At 39.2% G+C, this 21,630-nt stretch carries 10 protein-coding genes; 1 reads left to right on the top strand and 9 read right to left on the bottom strand.

Going from position 1 to position 21,630, the window contains the following annotated elements:
- Positions 1 to 166: 166 nt before the first annotated feature.
- The 5 genes from BM130_RS09145 to BM130_RS09125 form a co-directional block, all read right to left on the bottom strand.
- Complete coding sequence (locus tag BM130_RS09145; RefSeq protein WP_010528114.1) at positions 167 to 1,519, bottom strand: pectate lyase family protein; 1,353 nt, start codon at positions 1,517 to 1,519, stop codon at positions 167 to 169.
- 3 nt (positions 1,520 to 1,522) lie between these two features.
- Positions 1,523 to 2,599, bottom strand: coding sequence for a glycoside hydrolase family 88/105 protein (locus BM130_RS09140; protein ID WP_044138773.1), 1,077 nt, complete (start codon positions 2,597 to 2,599; stop codon positions 1,523 to 1,525).
- A 330-nt stretch (positions 2,600 to 2,929) separates the two neighbouring features.
- Complete coding sequence (locus tag BM130_RS09135; protein WP_010528116.1) at positions 2,930 to 4,495, bottom strand: fibronectin type III domain-containing protein; 1,566 nt, start codon at positions 4,493 to 4,495, stop codon at positions 2,930 to 2,932.
- 120 nt (positions 4,496 to 4,615) lie between these two features.
- A complete protein-coding gene (locus BM130_RS09130) occupies positions 4,616 to 6,406 on the bottom strand; it encodes a RagB/SusD family nutrient uptake outer membrane protein (protein WP_010528117.1) in 1,791 nt (596 codons plus the stop codon).
- A gap of 76 nt (positions 6,407 to 6,482) precedes the next feature.
- A complete protein-coding gene (locus BM130_RS09125; RefSeq protein ID WP_044138775.1) occupies positions 6,483 to 9,674 on the bottom strand; it encodes a SusC/RagA family TonB-linked outer membrane protein in 3,192 nt (1,063 codons plus the stop codon).
- 703 nt (positions 9,675 to 10,377) lie between these two features.
- On the opposite strand from BM130_RS09125, the gene BM130_RS09120 reads away from it, so the two are divergent.
- Positions 10,378 to 14,775 (top strand): hybrid sensor histidine kinase/response regulator, encoded by a 4,398-nt coding sequence (locus BM130_RS09120; protein WP_010528119.1) that lies wholly within the window; start codon positions 10,378 to 10,380, stop codon positions 14,773 to 14,775.
- 280 nt (positions 14,776 to 15,055) lie between these two features.
- Here the strand turns inward: BM130_RS09120 and BM130_RS09115 are convergent, their stop codons facing one another.
- The 4 genes from BM130_RS09115 to BM130_RS09100 all read right to left on the bottom strand — a co-directional run bounded on the left by BM130_RS09115 (position 15,056) and on the right by BM130_RS09100 (position 21,575).
- Complete coding sequence (locus BM130_RS09115) at positions 15,056 to 17,524, bottom strand: glycoside hydrolase family 2 TIM barrel-domain containing protein (RefSeq protein WP_237706151.1); 2,469 nt, start codon at positions 17,522 to 17,524, stop codon at positions 15,056 to 15,058.
- A gap of 77 nt (positions 17,525 to 17,601) precedes the next feature.
- Positions 17,602 to 18,894: a class II aldolase/adducin family protein gene (locus tag BM130_RS09110; RefSeq protein ID WP_010528121.1), complete on the bottom strand. Its 1,293-nt coding sequence runs from the start codon at positions 18,892 to 18,894 to the stop codon at positions 17,602 to 17,604.
- A gap of 20 nt (positions 18,895 to 18,914) precedes the next feature.
- Positions 18,915 to 20,285 carry an FGGY-family carbohydrate kinase gene (locus tag BM130_RS09105; protein WP_010528122.1) on the bottom strand — a complete coding sequence of 457 codons (1,371 nt, stop codon included), beginning with the start codon at positions 20,283 to 20,285 and terminating at the stop codon, positions 18,915 to 18,917.
- A 15-nt stretch (positions 20,286 to 20,300) separates the two neighbouring features.
- On the bottom strand, positions 20,301 to 21,575 hold the full coding sequence (locus BM130_RS09100) for an L-rhamnose isomerase (protein WP_010528123.1): 1,275 nt from the start codon (positions 21,573 to 21,575) through the stop codon (positions 20,301 to 20,303).
- Between the last annotated feature and the right edge of the window lie 55 nt (positions 21,576 to 21,630).

Raw genomic sequence — 21,630 nt, 5'->3', positions numbered from 1 at the left:
GTTTAAACGTATTCTTGGGGTAACAACCTTGGTAGATTATGTTCGTTTTATTCGAAAACCAAGTCTTATCCCTAAATCTTATAAAGATCAATTATCCGAAAACAAGCTCAATATTACAAAACCCTTTTAATGGTTCCAAAAAACAGTCAAAAACCCCAATACACTATTAAAAATGGTTGATCATCTCATTCATCCACACTTCAATGTTAGAATATATTGGAGAAAGAGAAAAATCGGATGCATCAGAAGGATCAGTTTTATCCAAACCTTTAGCCTCCTCCCAGTCATCTGGCATTCCGTCCAAATCCTGATCACTTGGAGCAATATTCTCCACTATGGAAGGCCAACCTCCAACATCATTTTGTGAATCAATGATTCCACCATTTCCATAGGTTGCAGTACCGGTTCTTACTTCACGAATAATTCTCGCATCAATAGAATCCCTTTTGAGGGACGCGCCAACATGATCCAATACTTCATCATAAGCTTCCAGGGCCGTTAAAGGTACGTAATCTGAAATTTCAAAGGGAACGTCTACCAACAAGGAAGGAACCACCTCCTTATTCCCCTTAATACCTAGAACATTATTTGCCGTTACGGCATCATTATTAAAAAGAATATTTCCAGAAATAAAATATTTTCCGTAAGGTTCATAAGGTTCGAGAAATTTTTTTCCGGCACTTTCTGTAGTCGAAGGACCTGGTTTAAAAAAGTTATTGATAATATTATAGTTACCACTTTCACCACCATAAATACATTTGAACTGCCAATTATAAACTACATTATTAACAAATTCGGCTCGTTCCAATTCGGGATGCTTGTGATAACGACTACCCTGGAGTCTGGGATTACGACTAGTGTTATGTGCCAACAAATTGCCAATAAAAGAGGCGGTTTTCCCGCCCCAGATACCGCCATAGCCATGGTCGCCTTTATGATGTACCGAATGGTTCATACTTTCACTAATAATACACCATTGCAAAGTCACATTTTCATTATCATATACAGAGCAGACTTCATCACTACCCCAACTGAAGCTGCAATGATCGACAATGACATTTCGATTATTTGTACAGGTAAAAGCATCCATCTCTTCTCCCGCAACATCTCCCGGTCTTACCCTCAAATAACGAACAATGACATTATCTGCCTTTATTTTCAGAGGATATCCTCTAAGACAAATACCATCACCTGGGGCAGTTTGGCCCGCAATTGTAATATCGCCATTATTGATGTCAAGGGCCGACTTTAAATCGATATTGCCAGATACTTTGAATACCACAATCCTTGGGCCGTGTTTTCGAATAGCATGTCTAAGGCTTCCAGGTCCGGAATCATTCAAGTTAGTAACTAAAATGATTTCTCCTCCCCGCCCGCCAGTAGTATATTTCCCAGCACCTAAAGCTCCGGGAAAAGCAGGAACAGGTTTAATAACATCTTTACCGGTTCCATGAGCAGAACAGGCACAAAAAGTAAAAATAATCCAATAAAAAAAAACAAATAATCCTGTTTTATTCATAATCTATCGATTTAATTCAATTGCAGCAAGGATAAAAGGTGCCACACCTTTGGGATCGTTATCCACTTGTTTTTCGGAAATATAATACTCGAAAGATCCATCCCTGTATGGATGACCACCCAGTCCGCACCCACCACAAATATGATGCATGGTAATGAGCCCATTTTTATCCACGGTAACGAGATTGTCCAAAATGGCATCAAAAACATTATTAGCAACCTCCAGAAACGATTGGTCCAGATACCCTTTTTTAGCACCTTTGGCAAATGCATAGGCAAACATGGCGCTACCGGATCCCTCAATATAATTTCCTTCCAGATGTCCCAAATTTAATACCTGGAACCACAACCCGGTCTCTTCATCACGAACTTTAAGCAGAGCCTCAGCTGTTGACTGAAAAACAGAAATAATGGAATCTCTTTGGGGATGACTTTCTGGGAAAAAATCAAGGACATCCACTATAGCCATCATATACCACCCCATAGCCCGGCTCCAAAAATTCGGGGAACAGCCGGTTTCGGGGTTTGCCCATCGCTGTTGTTTACTCTCGTCCCAGGCGTGATATAACAGACCAGTTTTTTTATCCAGTGTAACCTTATAGGCCAAGAGAATCTCATGAGCGACTTCATCAAACCATTCAGGGGCATTAAATTCCCGGGCATACTGAGCCAGAAAAGGTGTTGACATATAAACCCCATCGAGCCAAATTTGCCAGGGATAAATTTTTTTGTGCCAGAAACCACCGGAATTAGTTTTAGGATGTTGTCGCATTTGTTCAATATGAAGCTCGATAGCTTTTCTATATTTGTCTTGCCCTGTTCGTTTATATACGGTGATAAGATTTTTCGCAGGATTGATGCGGTCGATATTATATTCTTTAGGGTTATAGTGGCGGACGGTACCGGAATCGGTCACAAAATAGTCGACGTAATCTTCCATATATTGAGAATAAACCGAATCGACATGTCCTAATTTGTCAATGGCTTGCCCTAACATAGCGACATCATATTGCCATTTAATTTTTTCAGGATTTTGGTAATTTACAAGGGAAGGATATTGAGTAATAACCGAATTGGCCATTTTTACCGACCATTTTGGGTTATTATCATCTGCACTTCGATTCTGGCATCCATAACCACACCCTAAACTACAGATAAAAAAAAGTAAAAGCAGCTGTTTCATCTTGAATATTCATAAAAACAATAAAGGTATCCATTAACTAAACCGAAAGGGTAGAATCCCCTTATTCGGAAAGAAAAAAGCGAGAGTGTCTAAAAAAGCAATTTCTACTCTAAGGAACTCTGGAAAATCATTATAAAACCCTATAAAACAATACTTAAATAAAGTACCACAAAAAAAATCCAGAGATAACTGAGTTTTTAGACACCCTCACAAAAACATGCAACCCATTTAAGGTAACCACCTCATATCCCCAATTTCATAAAAAATAATGTCTTCATGCGAAACGGTGAAATCAGCATTTTCAGGATCTGCAAAACCGGGATCAACTGTCAGATAAGTTGATGTTGCGTCAAAATGCGTGAACCCATTATCATACAAATTGGGAGAATTATGATAGTTATTTCGGTCGTATTCAACGATATTAGTTTCTGACTGACGAGAATAATTAGCCAATACGTTGCTAAATAAATTCTTTCTAATATAGATTGAATGATCGGCATGACGAACATACATAATCCTCCGGGTTGTCCCTTCTTTATTAATTACATTGTATAGGGTATTATTTTCAAAAGTAACCACACAACTATTTCCCGGGAAATTGGTTGAACCACCTGAATCCATCCGAATTAAATCTCTGTCAAAAGCACTGTTATAAACAGTATTATTGATAAAATCAAGTTTTTTAGTCATACCTCCCCTAAAATCAATAAAGTCACCACCGTCGCAAACAATATTTGAATATATAGTATTAGTAATGGTGACAGACTCGATCAATACAGCTTTGCTGGCATAGAATACGCCTTTTATGTAATTGGATATTTCACAGCCATCGATCACCACATCACCGTAAGGAGTAGCCAATTCTTCATCGTAAACAATGGTTTGGTTACCGTCGGATGTGGTACCATCCAAAATTAAGTTTCTTAATTCGAGGCCAGCGCCCCCACTCATACGAATAACAGCACCTTTAATTACAGGTTTTTCATTTGGATCAACCCCTTTAAGGGATATGGTATTACTTACAGAAATATTGCCATCGATAACATAATCACCCGGCATCAATGCAAAAGCATCATCTGGTTGGGCATTGGCAATAATCTCCACTAAATTATCTTCAGGAAATACCTGAATGGCTCCGCCCAAATCAATAAGGGTTCTGAAGCTTATGGTGCCTCTTGTGTCGTTATCCCTCTTCATTACGGCCACATAATCGGTTTCACTGGCTAGTCCTGTAATGAGAGCAGCACCTGCTGCAATTTCATCCTCCGTAATATTATGAACAATATCACCAGGCGTTAGAATAATTGTTGTCGCAACTTCGCCTGCGGGCCAGCGTAAAACTACGGAATTGTGCGTTAGGTCATCAGGATTAATATCGTAAAAGATTTGTTCAGTTCCTGTGATAAAAGAAGCACTAACCCATTTAGAATCGGCGATATCATCAGCCACAGCCTTAACTCTGACCGAATACTCCGTTTCCCCTCTAAAACCGGGTTCCAGATAAGGAAGATCTTTCATAGTCAAACCGGATTTTGTTTTGACAGGGGTACCGGAAAAATCTTCATTGCCATTTTCATAAAACTCGACTTCATAACTGTCGGCATTACTAACAGCCTCCCAGGTTAATCTTGCCGAAGTTTGATTAATCACTCTCACCTCCAGGTTAGTTGGTGAAAAAAGACGACTAACCTTCAGTTCCGTGAGTTCCGGGTCAATATCGTCGGAACAGCTGTATACAAGAGCGATTCCGACCAATCCAAACAATATCAATAAGAATTTTAAAACTGAGTTCATAGGAATAGAATTTTCATATTTTTAACATAAGGACTATATTCTGCATGTTTAAAATCCGATTTTGCATTTGTAAAAGTTTTTTTCAACCAACGGAAACAAACACGCTTTGAATAAGGTATACTAGTAACCGTAACCATCATTGGTTAACATTCCATTACTAGAATCGATAAACACCTGCCAAATAGGCCAGTATTGTTGTTCATCAGGATCATTAACGTAAAGTGCGTCCCAATAAGTAACCAAATCGCCTTCCGACTCCATAGTCCACTCTTTACTTTCAGAATACCCTAAGGAAGCACCTTCTTCATCTGTATCGCCAAAATTTAAACCATAAATTTCTACAGATTCACCATCTTCAGCTGTACGGAAATAAATATTCCGGGGTAAATTAGCATATTTTCCTTCCCGATTTTCCAATTGCCTTAGTTTTTCAGCCGATTCCTGCAATTTTTGCCCCAAAAGATTCCACCGTATAAGATCAGCTTTCCGAAGTTTTTCACCCACAAACTCTAAAGCCCGTTCGTCAACAATAGCATTAAAGAAGGCTTCTTTGCTAGTGGTTACTTGAGCCATATAAGCATCCACTTTTTCAGGATTATTTGGGAAAGCTCTTTCACGCACAGCTCGCAAATAAGGCGCAGCGGCATCAGGACCATCGAGTTCATTGATGGCTTCGGCTGCCATTAACAATACATCGGAATACCTCATATAGAGAAAATTCAACCCATCATCATTGGGTGCCTCCACTCTTCGTCCAGCCTCTTCATAAAGCCATTCATACCGATATTTTCCAAAATAAAACTTATTCAAATTGGTTGGCACTTGCACACCATTGGTCCACTCATAAGGAACACAAGAAACATCCCGCCGAACATCATCCACATCGAAATCATAAAAAATAGCAGGGTTAGGACCATTACTTCCGCCACGGTTTTGACCGGTATATTTATCGGTAGTTGTATGCCGTACCCCGAGGTCAAAGATTACCCGCCCACGTCCGGCATCAAAAGGTATTTCCCACAGAATTTCCTTACCAGCGACATAATCTTCCCTATGGAGGGAACGGAAGACCCCTTCAAAGGTTTCCAATTGGGCAGTTCCACTGTTAATGACATCAAGGCATTCATTTTTTGCAATTTCGTACATTTTTTCAGGTGCAAGATCTGGGTCATTACTACGACGGATACCATCAGGTCGTTGTCCATAGCCACCTGCTGCCAGTGCCAGCCGGGCTCTTAACCCTTTAACAAAAGCTTTATTGATCCGTTCAGTAGAAGAAGTGATTTCAGTTTCATTAGGCCATGCAACCAACTGGGCAGCTTCTTCCAGATCTGCTAATAACTGTTTATAAATAATGTCTCTGTCGGATCTTGGAAGATAGACCGTTTCGGCATTAACCGGTTCAAATCGGGCCGGCACATCGCCCCAAGCCCTAAGCAGATCATTATAAATAACTGCGCGAAGTGTCAACACCTCGCCCAATAGTTGGGCCATATATTCATTATTTTCGACATCCCCATATTTTCGCAAACCGCGGATGGCAACATTTGCACGCTCAATGCCTTCATAAAATTTAGCCCAGGCATTGTTTTCGGTATTCATATTACCATTGTTCACATTGGTATTATAGTTGGACAACCTGGCTTTGTCACCATCCACATCCTTTAAAGAATGGGTTACCTCTGTATCGGTATTCATCCCGTAATAAAGAATGAAACGACCTCTATATGAATTGGTTTCACCAAAAGAGTGAATAATACCTGCAACGGCTCCCTCAGCAAGGCTGGGGTTGGAAAAAATCACGGATTCATCAAGTGAAGACTCCGATTCAACTTCAAGAACATCTTCACATGATGTTATTAATCCTCCGAAGATTAACATCCATATTATTTTAACTAATAAGTTTTTCATCGCTAAACAATTTTCTTGGTTATTGATCTTACACAACCTACATAAATAAACTCAGATAAAATTCTAAATTAAATACTTAGAATTTCAAATTCAAACCAACCACAAAAGATCTGCTTTTGGGATAGGCGGAATAGTCTACACCAGGAGTTAAAGGGGTTTTCCGACGAGTAGAAACCTCCGGGTCGAAACCGGAATAATTGGTCCATACAAATACATTATATCCGCTAGCATATACTCTGAAATTTTGAATTCCGAATCTTGAAACAATATTGTCAGGAAGAGTATATCCCAAAGTAAGGGTATTCAATCTCAGGAAAGAACCGTCTTCTACTGCCCAGTCGGAAAACACATATCTCTGCATATAAGGTGACCACATAGTTGTGTTGGCATTCATGGCCGCCAACTCTTCAGGATCGTTGCTAATGGTGCCGTCTTCCCTAAGGTTGGTCCATCTCTTTCCATCTTCCATAATGGTCAACATATTTCGGGAATGGTACTTGCTCGTTGAAGTATATTCAATTTTATTGGCATTGTAAATATCGTTTCCGTAACTCCAGTTAAAGGCTGCCGAAAGGTCAAAACCATAGGCTCTGGCATTAATAGTGAATCCGCCGGTATGCAAAGGATTGGCATCACCAATTTCAACACGATCGTCCACATCAACAATATCATCACCATTTTCATCATACAATTTCATTGACCCTGGTCGCAAAGTGCCAACTACCGGAGAACTATCAACCACCCCATCTTTAAGAATCCAGGCTCCATCAATATATCCCTGAAAATCGTCAACCTCATATCTTCCCGCATTTCTGTATCCCAACATTTTACCAACAGAACCACCTTCAGCAATAATGTAATCGGCACCAATTTCGGTGGATGCCCAACCGGAAGCCTGAGTAAAAGTATCCATCAACCCCAAGGAAATGATTTCATTTTTATTAAAACCAATGTTTCCACTGAAATTCAACCCAAAGTTGGGATTATTAACAGCCACCCAATTTAATGTGACCTCTAATCCTTTGTTTTGAGTTTCCCCCATATTTCGGTATTGATTATCATACCCTGTTCCGGGCGTTGGAAACTGAATGAGAAGATCCTTGGTGTTGTTGATATAAGTTTCAAGAGAACCATTTAACCGGCCTTTGAATAACATGAAATCAAGACCCAAGTTCCGAGTAATGGTTGTTTCCCACTTAAGATCAGGGTTGGCCATGGTTTTGGAAGCCGCCCAATAACTGTCAAATCCATTAACATAATTAGTGGTTTTAACCTCAAGTGTTTGTACCATCTGACCGGAAGGGATATTATTGTTACCGGCCGTACCGTAACTAAATCGAAGTTTTAAATCATCGAGCCAGGTAGCAAACGACTCCATAAATGGTTCGGAAGTAATACGCCATGCTACAGCAGCTGAAGGAAAATATCCCCATCGGTTACCCTCGGCAAATTTGGAAGAACCATCCGCTCTAAAGGTGGCACTAAAAAGATATTTGTCATCAAAACTGTAATTGGCCCGGCCAAAAAAGGATAAAAGAATATCATCAGGATTGATATAATTTTCAATAGAATGGGCTGCCCCTTGTGCCGAGAGAGCAGAAGCCTCATCTAAAGTAAAGGTTTCTGGAAGTCCGTGAACAGTTGTCGTATGAGACTCTTGTTTAGTGATAATATATTCCTGCCCCATAAGAAGATTTAAACCATGCCTATCACTTAACAGATCCTCAAAATCGAAATTAATGGTATTGGTATTTCGAAAGGAGGTTCTATCTCTTTTAGTAAAAACAATGGCTGGCATCCCTTTATAATCGGCGGAAGGTCGATCTTTCACATAATAAGTAGTTAAACCATAAAACCTTTCATCATTATACCGATAGTCATCAAGCCCGACCTCAGATTTTAAATTCAAGTTATCGAAAATTTCCCAATTTGCTGAAGCATTCATATTATACCGTCTTCTTTTTTGAAAACGGTCATTATCTTTAATGGCCGTAACGGGATGATACAAATTAAATTCCTGGTCGGTTTCACCAGAATCGGTTAACCCAGATACTGGAAAAGGAGGATAAATCATAGCATATTTTAGCCTTGAATCGGCAGAAGAAATTTCGTTTTGTTCATTAGCTCCTCCCCCTTCAATATTTATTTTGGAATATCGAACAGAAAAATCAAGGGTTACTTTTTCATGAGCTTTATTGCTCATTTTCAACAAAAGGTTGTCTCTTTTATAGCCCGACATTTTCATAATGGCTTCATCATCCATATGGCTGTAGCTAAAGGCATAATTGGTTTTGTCACTACCACCATTAATACTAAGGTTGTGATTAAAAGTAAATCCTGTACGGCCAAAAACCTGTTCCTGCCAATCATTGCCATCCACTTCCCGGTAAAGATCCAAATCCTGATAATTTCCAAAAAAGTTGGTATATTTTTCCGGTTCATTGGCCAAGAGAGATCTTTCATATTGAAATTTTGCGTAATCGTATGGGGATAAAACATCCAAGGTATTAGCAATCCTTTTCCAAGCAGTATAAGCATTATAGTTAACAGAGACTTTTCCTTCAGTGCCTCTTTTGGTAGTGATAATAATCACACCATTAGCGCCTCTCGATCCATAAATTGCGGTAGAGGAAGCATCTTTTAGGACATCAATAGACTCGATATCGTTAGGTGAAATATCAGAGATACTCTCAACAGGAAAACCATCCACAATAAGAAGCGGAGTATTATCACCTGTAATAGATCCCCCTCCTCTGACACGAATGGTTATTTCAGCATCTGGCGCACCTTCGGTAGTGGTAATTTGGACTCCGGCAAGCTTACCCGTAATAGCCTCGGCTGTAGTAGCCACAGGGATATCCTGAAGTGTTTCGCCAGACACGGAAACCACAGAACCCGTGAGATCCCGTTTCCGCACCGTACCATAACCAATAGCCACTACTTCATCTAGTCCAATAGAAGTCTCTTCCATTCTCACATTAATAATGTTCTGTCCATTAACAGGAATTTCCTGATCGGCAAAGCCAATAAAGCGAAAGATCAGAACATCATTTTGTGGGTCGTTTACCGTTAAAGAATAGGAACCATCCATATCAGAAACCGTTCCAGTGTTGGTTCCCTTAATAATAATGTTAACGCCAGGTAATGGTTCACCTGCATTATCAGTAACAGTTCCTCGAACAATAGGTTGCTGGGCACTCCCCACCGATGATAGACCGAAGAGAAGAAACCAAATAAACAACGTTTTAAAACAATAATTTTTCATCATAACAAATACTGATTTAGAAAAATAACAGATAACAGCTTTATGATTTTTAGGCATTTTTTACATTTACTAAGATAGAACGATTCATTCATCTGAGATATCCGAAAAACTATCTAAAAAGATGTTATAAATCATTATTAACAATAGGGGACAAAATGACAAAACCCTAATATTCAACAAGAAACCAAAATACAACAATTTTCATTTTGAAGGTGGAAGATATTATCTTAAGAATATAATTTCTTTAAAAGAGGTAGTTTACAATGCAATTGGATCACCAAAATGGATCGATAAAAGTAATTCTACAACAACAATGCTCGTTTCTTTAGTGTAAAACACATTTAATTCATTCGTATATAATTTATTTAACTCATTGGCCGAATGAAACTCGCATGGCTTAAAGTTTATACATGTTCTTTTTGTGACAAACCTTCTTAGTCATGCTCGTTTCATTGGTATAATTAAGCTTGTGTTACCGTAATTTTACACATATGCTTGTTGTGATAAACCTTTTTGGTCATGCCAGAATTAGTTAGAATGAAGACGAATTAACTGTCCTATCAAATTAAATTACAGATTTGATTTTTATGGGAAAGATCAAAAGAAAACTGAAATACAACAATCTATAAACACCAAGAATTAAACTACAAACAACCATAAAAAATCAAAAAATTATTGCATTTTTGTTATAAAAAAGACTCCCTCTATGGAAAAACGACTTTATAACATGGAGAAATTACTTATTGTTCTATGCATATTTTTTAACACCTCAAAAATAATTGGACAAGAAATATTCCGGTTTGATCATATTGGGACTAGGGAAGGACTGTCACAAAACACAGTTTCGGCCATATTTTGTGACAAGGAAGGTTTTTTGTGGATTGGTACGAATAATGGCCTTAATCGCTACGATGGATATAGCTTTAAGGTTTTCAAAGGCAATAACCAGGAATCAGGGATATTTATAAATAATCGAATTACCAATATTTGGCAAGATGCTCAGGAATACATCTGGTTTGTCACACATGATGGATACTATCATTATTTTCATCCGGCAACAGAAGAAATAAACTCCATTCCTGACTTTTTAATACAAGAGACCAACGATAATTCCATTGTATCTGATTTTTGCGCCTACGATCAAAATGAAATTTGGGTAGGCCTGAGCTCATTAGGTGTCTACCGACTCATTTATGACGAAAAAAAACAACTGTACCAAACCAAACATTTTCTGAATCGTGGACAGTATGCTTTGTCCAACAACCATGTATCCTTTGTTCGACGTGACAGCCTTGGTAATTTATGGATTGGAACGGAAAGAGGAATAAATTTTCTATCTCGAAACGATTTGGAAGGCAACATGCCAGATTTCCAACATTTTTTCGTAGAATACTCCTTCACCACTTTTTGCGAAACAGCTGATGAGATATGGTTTGGAACCCGAAACAACGGGATATTAGTTAGAGCGAAAAAATATGGCATATTCAGGCAAATAAGTGATCCAACAGGAGACAAATTAACGGGAAATGCCTCAACACTTTTATATTTGTCAAAAGAGCAAGACCTTTATGCCGCATTCGAGAATGCAGGGTTATACCGCTACACCAAGGAATCAGGTGAGTGGTTGTATATCCCCACAGCAGGAAAAAACATAGACCGGATATACGAAGACAGATTCGGTCAGATATGGATTACTTCAGACCACTTCGGAATAGATCGTTACGATCCTGTAACAGGCCAATCAAAACATTACAGGCTGTGTCCGCCCGGCCGGGAAAATCCAACAGATTTGGAACGTCATGTATTTTTTGAAGACAATCATAATAATTTTTGGATAGGCCTTCATGAAGGCGGTTTGTCTCTTTATTTAAGAGATAAGGACGAATTTCGGTTCTATTTAAATGATCCCTTTAATGCTAACACCATAAGTTCCAATATAGTAGCAGGGATAACCCATGACCGATCGGGTCAGCTGTGGTTAGGGTTGGGCCAGTATTTAGGAGGAATCGAAAGGGTTGTTTTGCGAAATCCCGGATTCACCCACATACTGCCTCAACCTGAAATAAAAGAAGTTTCCGACAATATAGTTCGATCAATCCACGAAGATAACCATGGACGCTTATGGATAGGCACCAAAGCCGGAAGATTACACATATTGGATTCATTGTACACTCCTTTAGCAACTTACGAAAAGTTTCAAACGGACAAGGGCATCATATCAGCCGCCAACATATATACCATCATTACAGATCAAAAAGGTTATATATGGCTTGGGACCAAGGGGAAGGGTCTATTGGTTAGTCAAAGACCTGTCAATGAAAATTCACAATTATCCCAAATACATTTTTACCATTATTTTCACTCTGATGATGATCCCCACAGTCTTACACACAATAACGTATATTGTATCAAAGAAAATCGAGATGGAACAATATGGATCGGCACTTATGGCAACGGATTAAGCCTGGTGGTTGAAAAGGAAAATGGGGAAAGATACTTTAAAAACTATCACAGTCGGAATAGTACCTTAGGGAGCAACATGGTACGCCAAATATTGTTTGATTGGCAAGGACGCATGTGGGTCGCCACAGCTTATGGACTGTATATGAGCGAAGAGGCTGAAAAGGGGAAATTTTACGGATTTTTACACAATCCCAAGCATCAAACCAGTTTAAGTTATAATGATGTAATACATATATTTGAAGATTCCCAAAAAGAATTATGGTTTGCTACCCTTGGTGGAGGTATTAATAAATTGGAAAACCTATCGGATTCGATTGCTACCTTTTCCAGAATAGGGAGTGACAATGGTTTAAGCAATGATGTGGTAGTGGCTTTGGAAGAAGACCACAAGGGAAACCTATGGATCAGTACTGAGAACGGCTTGAACCGATATAACAAGACAGATGGAACCATCGAAGTATTCAACACCAACAATGGATTAAGTTTTAATATGTTTATGGAAAACACATGCTTGAAGAGACGAAACGGAACTATTCTGTTCGGTGGTTATAAAGGAATAGAAGCACTTGACCCTGATAAATTGCAAGTTAAAGATTTTGAACCCAATATCGTTTTAACCAATTTCCGGCTGTTCAATAAAGATGTTTCCATTCGAGACAAAAATTCACCATTACAAAAAACCATTACCTATACTCACCATTTAACGTTAAAACACAATCAATCTAGTTTTAGCATAGAATTTTCATCTCTTGATTTCCAGGATCCGGGAATAGTACAATATGCCTACATTCTTGAAAATTTTGACACCGAATGGAACATGACGGGAAATCAAAACAAAGCCACCTTTACCAATTTGCCACCAGGTGAATATGTATTTAAAGTAAAAGCAACTAATCGTAAAGGGGGGTGGATCGAAGCCCCGCGCGGGTTGAAAATTACAATATTACCGCCATGGTATAAAACCACCTGGGCTTATGTAGGTTATTTCATGGCTCTTATACTATTTATGGCAGGGATTAGAAAAACCATAGCAAAAATCAGCAGATACCGCAACGAACTCATGGTAGAAAAACGAATAAACGAAGAGAAGTTAAAGTTTTTTACCAATATCTCTCACGAAATAAGAACTCCTCTTACACTGATTATTGGGCCATTGGAAGATATTAAACAAAAGGCACAAAAAATATCTCCCGAAATTAACCGTGAACTGATGATTATATATAAAAACGGGAAACGAATGCTTCATCTTATCAACCAGTTATTGGACTTCAGGAAAATACAAAACAATAAAATGAAGTTAAAAGTGGCACCATTAGATATAGTCCAATTCTGCAAAGAAATATATGAAAGTTTTCTACCTCTAACCCGCCATAAGCAACTGGAGATGAGCTTCAGTTCAGACATATCACAGGCCGAAATATGGGCCGATACAACCAAATTGGATATAGTTTTATACAATATTTTAAGTAATGCAATAAAATTTACACCTAAAGGAAAAAAAATAACAATATCGCTACATAATACGGCAAAAAAAGTAATCATAAAAGTAACAGACCAAGGCAAAGGCATTCCGCAAAAAAATATCAGTGATTTGTTTACACGATATACCATTTTAAGTAATCAGGAAGCAACCGGGACGGGCATAGGTCTCTCTCTGGCCTATGAAATAACTCGTCTACATGGTGGAGAATTAACGGTAGAGTCTAAAGAGGGACAAGGCAGTACCTTTAAAATTTTTCTGCTTAAAGGACAAGAACATTTTCAAAAAAGGAGCGATATTGATTTTATAAATCCATCAGAGAACCAACACCATCCGGTTACGAATGATGTTTTGGAACCAGATCAGGAGTTGATAACTATAACAGAAAAGATAACTGATCCATCTATTCAGAAACCATCAGCATTGGTCATTGAAGATAACCCGGAAATACTCTCATACATCTGTGCGGCACTTAGTGAAAATTTTCAAACAGTGAAAGCATCCAATGGAAAGGGTGCCTTGGATATTCTCAATAAAACTCAGCCGGATATTATTATCACTGATGTTATGATGCCGGGAATTGACGGAATGGAGCTCACTCAAACCCTAAAGAAGGATTTTGCAACGAGCCACATCCCGGTCATCATGCTTACAGCCAAAACGGATATTGAAGATCAGATTTCCGGATTACAATGCGGAGCAGATGCCTATCTTCCAAAACCTTTTAACACCAAATTACTCAACACAATCGCACTCAACCTGATAGAACAAAGAAAACGTATAATATCGAAATTTAGAGACAACAAAACTATTGATCCGGAAACATTAAAAGTAACTAGTAAAGATGAAGAATTCCTGAACGATCTGGTAGCCTATGTCCAGGAACATTACAGTGAAGAGTTTACCATCGAACAACTGGCCCAACAATTGTGCGTAAGTCGTACCGTCTTTTATAATAAAGTAAAAGGCCTTACGGGCATGAGTCCGGTGGAGTTTGTTCGACAACTAAAGCTTAAAATTGCTGCTCAATTACTCGAAAAAGGTTATAATGTATCAGAAGTTTCGTTCAAAGTCGGATTTAACGATGTTAAATATTTCAGTCGACAGTTTAAAAATCTGTTCGGATATCCACCCAGCCAACACACGGTAAAACACCTGTAAAATGATACTGTTTAAAATATGGTGTGTCTGAACTGGAAGAAAAAGGTCTTCTCAGCTTAGTTTTACAAACGAAAAAATAGAAGTATAACTAAAAAGAGAAGACCTTATGGAATACACAAAGGAACAATTAACAGAGTTAATAAGCAAACATTTAACAAAAGGGGAAGGGCTACATAACCTTTTGGAATTAAGATAAAAAATTAACCATGATGCAAACGTCGGATTCCCAAAACCAAATACTAAAGAGGAATACGACAATTACCTTCCAACTGGATTCAATTTATTTTGGAAGTTTTTTTGAGGAAATGGTAACTCTCCCCTCTCGCAAACCATCAGCCATAGCTTTAATTTTTATTTCCCCAGGCGTACGAGTTGATCTAATAATCAAGAGAGCCTTTCCCTGAAAAACTTTTCTTTCATTGGAAACAAAAGGTTCGTCGCTCAAAACATCGGCACTTCCGACGGCAGCTATCGTTCCTTCTCCTTTCACTTCAAACCGAATGTTATGGTCAGCATCGGGGACAATTACACCTTTTTTGTCAACCACTTTTACGGTTAAGTAAGCCAAATCCAATCCATCAGCGTTTATTTGTGATCTATCGGGTTCCAATACAACACGGAAAGGTTCACCGGCAGTAATTAATTGATGCCGGGCCACCTCCTTACCGTCAATTCTGCTAACTGCCCAAATCTTCCCGGGTTCCCAGGGGACAGTCCATTCCAGGTATTTATGCATGGCAGGACCGGTGTTAACAGGATTATCGGGATCATACTCTTCAGCAGTATATCCTTCGATATTCTTAGTATAATAAAGTTCGGGCACTTTTCGAATTCCTAAAGATTTTCCATTCAGGAAAAGTTCCACTTCCTGACAGTTGGTAAAAGTATAAAGATTAACCGAATCTTTTCCCTCCCAATTCCAATGAGAAAACATGGGTTGGTAGCGTAATTGAACCTCGTTCCAATATTTTTGCCTTTCCTCGTTGGGATTGAAAGTAGCAATGTGAACCATTGGAGTTTCGCTAAACAGGCTTTGGATATAATAACTAAAAGGTTTCCAATGGTCGTTCCAGTCAATAATACCGTTTGGCCAACCCTTGGATGGCCACCCAAAAGATTCTCCTAGGTAGTCGGTTCCACCCCAGTAAAATAATCCCACAGAATTTTGATGATTAAAATTAAACCATTCGTTACCAAGGTTGCCCACCTGAGCTTCACTAAGGATAAAAATGAGCTGAGGATAGTCGGCTTTATCGACGGGCCAAAACTCTTCACGATAATTGGTACTAACCACATCCATATAAAATTCCATCTCGGGAGGACCTTCCCGATAATAGTTTTTTGTACGATAAGCACCGCTTTTTCGTGATGGGTGGAGGGCGCAGGTAACTTTACGCGTGGGTTCAAAAGAGTGAATAAAATCGCGCATTTTTTTCATCATAGGAACACCAAACTGGTAACGGGGACTCCTTTGCTGATGAGTTTCATTTCCTACACTCCATATAAATACGGAAGGGTGATTACGGTCGCGTTTAATGAAAGCCGTCAAACTTTCTTGCCAATGGAGATTAAAATCGTTTCCCTGTCCAAAAAATTGGTCGCTCCATTTATCAAAGGCTTCATCCATAACCAGCATTCCGTTCCTATCGCACCATTCCAGGATGAATTTATCATGAGGATTATGAGCCAACCGTATGGCATTGCATCCCAATTTTTTTAATCCCTCCAAACGGCGTGCGTATCCTCTTTCAAAAGCAGCAGCACCTAAGGGTCCCAAATCATGATGGATATTAACTCCTTTTACGAGTACTTTCCGACCATTGAGTAATAAACCTTTATTACGATCAAATTCGATGGTACGTATGCCAAAAGTTGATTCATAAGTGTCACACACACGGCCATCTGTCATCACCACTGACCTGACCTTATAAAGGTTAGGTGAGTTTAGGTCCCACCTCAAAGGGTTATTCACTGTCGCTTTTTGAGAAAAAATGTAGACCTCCCCGCTACCTATAGGCGCCACGTCAGTGACGGAAGCAACCACTTGGCCTGACGGTGCAATTATTTCGGTTTTCAAGGTAACCTCAGAACTATCCTCTTCATCGTTTACGATCTCCGTATCGATCAACACCTTAGCAAGATCATCGGTAACAAATGGGGTACGAATATAGGTTCCGTTATAGTCGACATGCACTTTATTGGTAACGTGCAAAATAACATCCCTGTAAATTCCTTCACCGTTGTACCACCGTGAACTTTCCATATCTGTATTGTCATAACTAACAGCAATAAGATTGTTCCCTTCCTGAACAACGGGAGTGATATCGACAATGAAATTTTTATAGCCATTTAATTCATGCGCCAACATTTCACCATTAATAAAAACGCGAGCATCACGATAAACACCTTCAAATTCTAAAAAAACCTTTTTGTCATGAACTGGGAAATCGACCTTAAGCCATTTTCGATACCACCCTTTACGCCGCGGTAAAAAACCGTTTTTACGGTCGGCGTTTAGAGAGTCCTTGACGAAAGGACCTGCAATGCTGGCGTCATGAGGGAGATGTACTGTGGACCAACCCGAATCATCAAAACCGGGATCCTGAGCTCCACTAATTTCGCCAAAAGCATGTTTCCAGCCGAAATTTACTAATGTAGAAGTACGATGAGGCAATGAAGCCTTTTGCGATTGAGCGTTAAGAACAAAACTAATGCTCATTAAAAATATAAAGAATCGAATTCGTGTCATAACTATAAAGGTCAAAAGAAAAACAATTGATCGAAACAAGTTACTCAAATAGGTTTTGATATCCTTTAAAAGCAAATTTAATTTAGAAATTTTTGCCGTAAAGCTTCAACTTCCTTGTCACCAATGGCCTGAAGTTGTCCGATGGGTTTTGCCATGGTAAGGGATTTGGCACTGAATTCGGCCACTTCTAGCCGATCGAAGGTTTGCAATAATTTGTCGCCAGTAACCAAAACCGAATCATTTTCAATGATCACAGCGGGAATATCTTTAGAAATAAGTTCAGGAATAATCTTCTTCCCTTTAAAGTGAGAACCGAACGGTACTATAGGCACATCCTGAAGAAAAATCCAGCTTTCTGGGATTGTGCGCACGTCAAACTTCTCACCGGTAACACCAAAAGCCATAAGATATGGAGATTGGGTAAGAATAATAGAATTGATTTCAGGGTGTTTACGATAAATTTCCTGGTGTAACCAAACGGAACGACTGGGTACTTTACCAGGTTCCCTTTTCCCATCGCGAATTTGCACAATGTCATCGAGGGTAATATCCCAACGAAGAACATTAGTAGGTGTGATCAAAAAATCGTTATTTCTCCAGCGACAAGAGACGGTACCGTAGGAACTGATCATCATTCCTTGCTGGCACGCTCTACGAACAATATTGGTGATTTGCTGACGGATTTCCCGCTCATCCGAGGGATATTCCACATGATCTTGTTCAGGTTGCAACACAGGAATCTGAGATTCAAAACTTTCAATATCTTCATCGCTCAACGACTTAACCGACCCTATCGTTTTAGCATTAATAATAGTTCTGGCGCAAAATTCGAGAGTTTCAAAACGCTGAAAGGCATCTTTTAAGTCAGTTCCTCCAACAACAACGCCATGGTTTTCCATAATGACAGCATTATAGGCTTCTTTAAAAACTTTGGCGATATTGTTGCCCAACAACTGGCTTCCTGGAAGTTCATAGGGAGCATATCCGATGGGGCCACAAATATTTTTAGCCTGAGGAATAACATTGGTATCGGGAATAGTGTGAACAATGCTGAAAGATACCAAAGCGGGTGGATGGGCATGGATCACCGCTTTGATATCCGGCCTGTTATCGTAAATAGCCTTATGAAAGGGAAATTCGGAGGATGGTTTATGAGGCCCTTCAACAGTACCATCGCTTCGAACCACCATAATATCCTCTCGCCTAAGCGACCCCTTGTCTATGCCAGACGGGGTCACCCAAATATCGCCGTTACCATCAATAACAGAGATATTCCCACCGGTTGTAGTAGTTAATCCATGATAATAAATCCTGTTAATAGTATGAATGATCTGATCACGGGGATGCATCAATTTGGTATCAATTTTCATATTGGTCGGATATAAAATAATTAAAATGTTACCTGTTTTAAATTTAAATTGATTTCTGGTATTGGCTGCTCACCAAAAATATCAGCAATAACCATTGCAGCTCCGAGGGCCGATGCATTATCAATGTTGGAGGTATAAACATTCATTTCCGGGAAAAATGCGGCTATTAATTTCACAAAAATTTCATTTTTGGCAAACCCACCAGAAATGAAAATATTCTTTATGCCGTTTGTTTTATCAAGGATTAAATTAATGGACCGAACATTCATGCGAGTTAAATCAAACATAAGGCGGTGATAAGCCTCTTCAAACGAATTAAATGCATTTAAGTCGATCTGGTCATCAACAAAATTATCGGGAACTCCGAACCTAAAGAATGCACTGGAAGAATTTTTCCCATCCTTCATAAAGCTTTTGATTAGTTGATCATTGGCCACCACTCTTTTAAAATAGTCATTTCCTACATTAAAATGTTCACACAACCTATTTACATTCAAGTCGTGAATATGCCCTAAAAAGAATCTGGAAGATTTTACAGGCTTTTTATCAATACTCAGATAGGAAAGACAATCATTTTTGAGTTGCTCCAAAGTTAACGGATGATGATTAAAAGGATTCATATTGATGCACCAGGTACCGGTAGAAAGCAGAATAAAGGGCTCAACTTTAGCCAACAAATAAGGAGCCAGAGAGGCAGAGCTGTCGTGAATTCCGATTCCTACCCATAGCTTATTTCCACCAAAATCTATTTGGAACTTTTCAGAATTATTTATGGGTTGGGGTAAAAATATTCCTTCTTTTAGGAGCCAGGGGTGGTACGTCATGGTATCAAAATCCCACAAACCTGTGTGGCAGCCAATAGAAGTATAATCGGCGACTACCTTTTGTGTTAAAATAAAGGACAGATATTGGGGAAAATGAAGGATATGATTAACCTTCTTAAATAGATGGTCTTTGAAACGTTTCAACCAAAGTATCTGGACCCCAGAATTGAGCATGGCTTCCAATGGAGGACTGGCTGTTTTACGGCAAAATTCATCTTTCCCACCATTGTCCTGATACCATTGATTTTGGACGATTTCCGGAATAGGCTTCAGGTAGTTGTAAAGAGGCGTGATACGTTGCCCCTTATTGTCCAAAAAGAGCAGGGAGGCCCCGTAGGTGGAAAAGTTAACTCCCAAAACATTAAATTTTCCACCACGGAGAAGCCTATCCAAAGAGGTTTTGACCCACTCTTCAATAAAATCAATGTCATCGCACTCAAAGCCGTCATCGTCCAACACAGGTGGTATTTTTTGTTCGTCCTGATAGACCAGCTCCAATTTTGGGTTGAACAAAAGCAACTTTTTATTGGTTTTACCAACGTCAAAAACGGCGATTACTTTTTCCATATTACCACAAAAAATTCATTTTCTTTTTTTCAGGACCTCATTTTCATAATTCACAACCTCTGTTATAAAATCGCCACCAACAGGGACATTATTTTTTAGACAATAATAATCCCAAACGGCTCCAAACAATCTGGTTTTCATGGTTTCCATAAGAGCCAGACGCTCGAAATAGCGAGCATTTTCCTCATAATTCAGAAGTGTTTGTGTGGGTTCGAGCAAAGCTTGTAAGAATGCTTGCTGGGTTGCCCTGGCACCGACCACATAAGCACCCACACGATTCACACTGCCATCAAAGAAATCGAGACCTATATTCACCCGATTCAAATAATTGTTACGAACAATTTCTTGAGCAATGAGCATTATTTCGTCGTTCAGGGTTACAATGTGATCACTATCCCAGCGGACCCCGCGAGTTACATGAAGTAAAATTTCATCGAGAAATTGTAAAACCGCGGAAATTTTGTCCCCAACTTGTTCAGTAGGATGGAAATGACCATTATCAAGACAAAGTAGTTTTTTGTTTTGAATAGTGTACCCCATGTAAAACTCGTGGGAACCGACCACCATTGCCTCGGATCCAATACCAAAAAGTTTGCATTCCATAGCATCTTTCAGGTATTCTTTAGGATATTCTTCGGCATAAATTTCATCGAGAGAATTCTTGAGGATAGCCCTGTAGCCTGCCCTGTCGACCGGATAATCTTTTGAGCCGTCAGGGATCCATAGGTTATGAACAGAAGGGGTTCCCAGTTGTTTTCCAAATTCAGCAGCAATTTTACGGCATGCTTTCACATGATCGATCCAGAAACGACGTATTTTTTCATTTTTGCTGGAGAGGGTAAAACCATCATCAGCAAATGGATGAGAAAAACAGGTGGCATTAAAATCCAATCCTATTCCCTGTTGTTTAGCCCAGTCGATCCATCCCTGAAAATGTTCCACATCAATAGCATCCCGATCTACCTGTTTTCCGTCAAATTCACCGTAAATAGCATGTAGACTCAGTCTTTGTTTACCGGGAAGTAATGAGAATACCTTTTGCAAATCGGCTCTCATTTCGTCAATAGACCTGGGTTTACCTGGATAATTACCTGTAACTTGAATACCACCTCCGCCTAGTTCTGCGTCGGGGGTTTCAAATCCACTTACATCATCAGCTTGCCAACAATGAAGGCTGACAACAATTTCATTCATTTTTTCAAGAACGGCATCGGTATCGACACCAAGATTGGCGTATTGCTCTTTAGCAAGGGCATATGCCTCTTCTACGTGCTTATTTTTATTTGTCATAAGTAAAACGGTTTAAATTAGTTTAAAATGCCCATTATGAAGAATAAGCGTCAAT

This window comes from Thermophagus xiamenensis (assembly GCF_900112795.1).
GTDB classification, from domain to species: Bacteria; Bacteroidota; Bacteroidia; order Bacteroidales; family Marinilabiliaceae; genus Thermophagus; species Thermophagus xiamenensis.
Note: the sequence above shows the minus strand (reverse complement) of the source record. Positions and strands in the feature narration are given on the sequence as shown.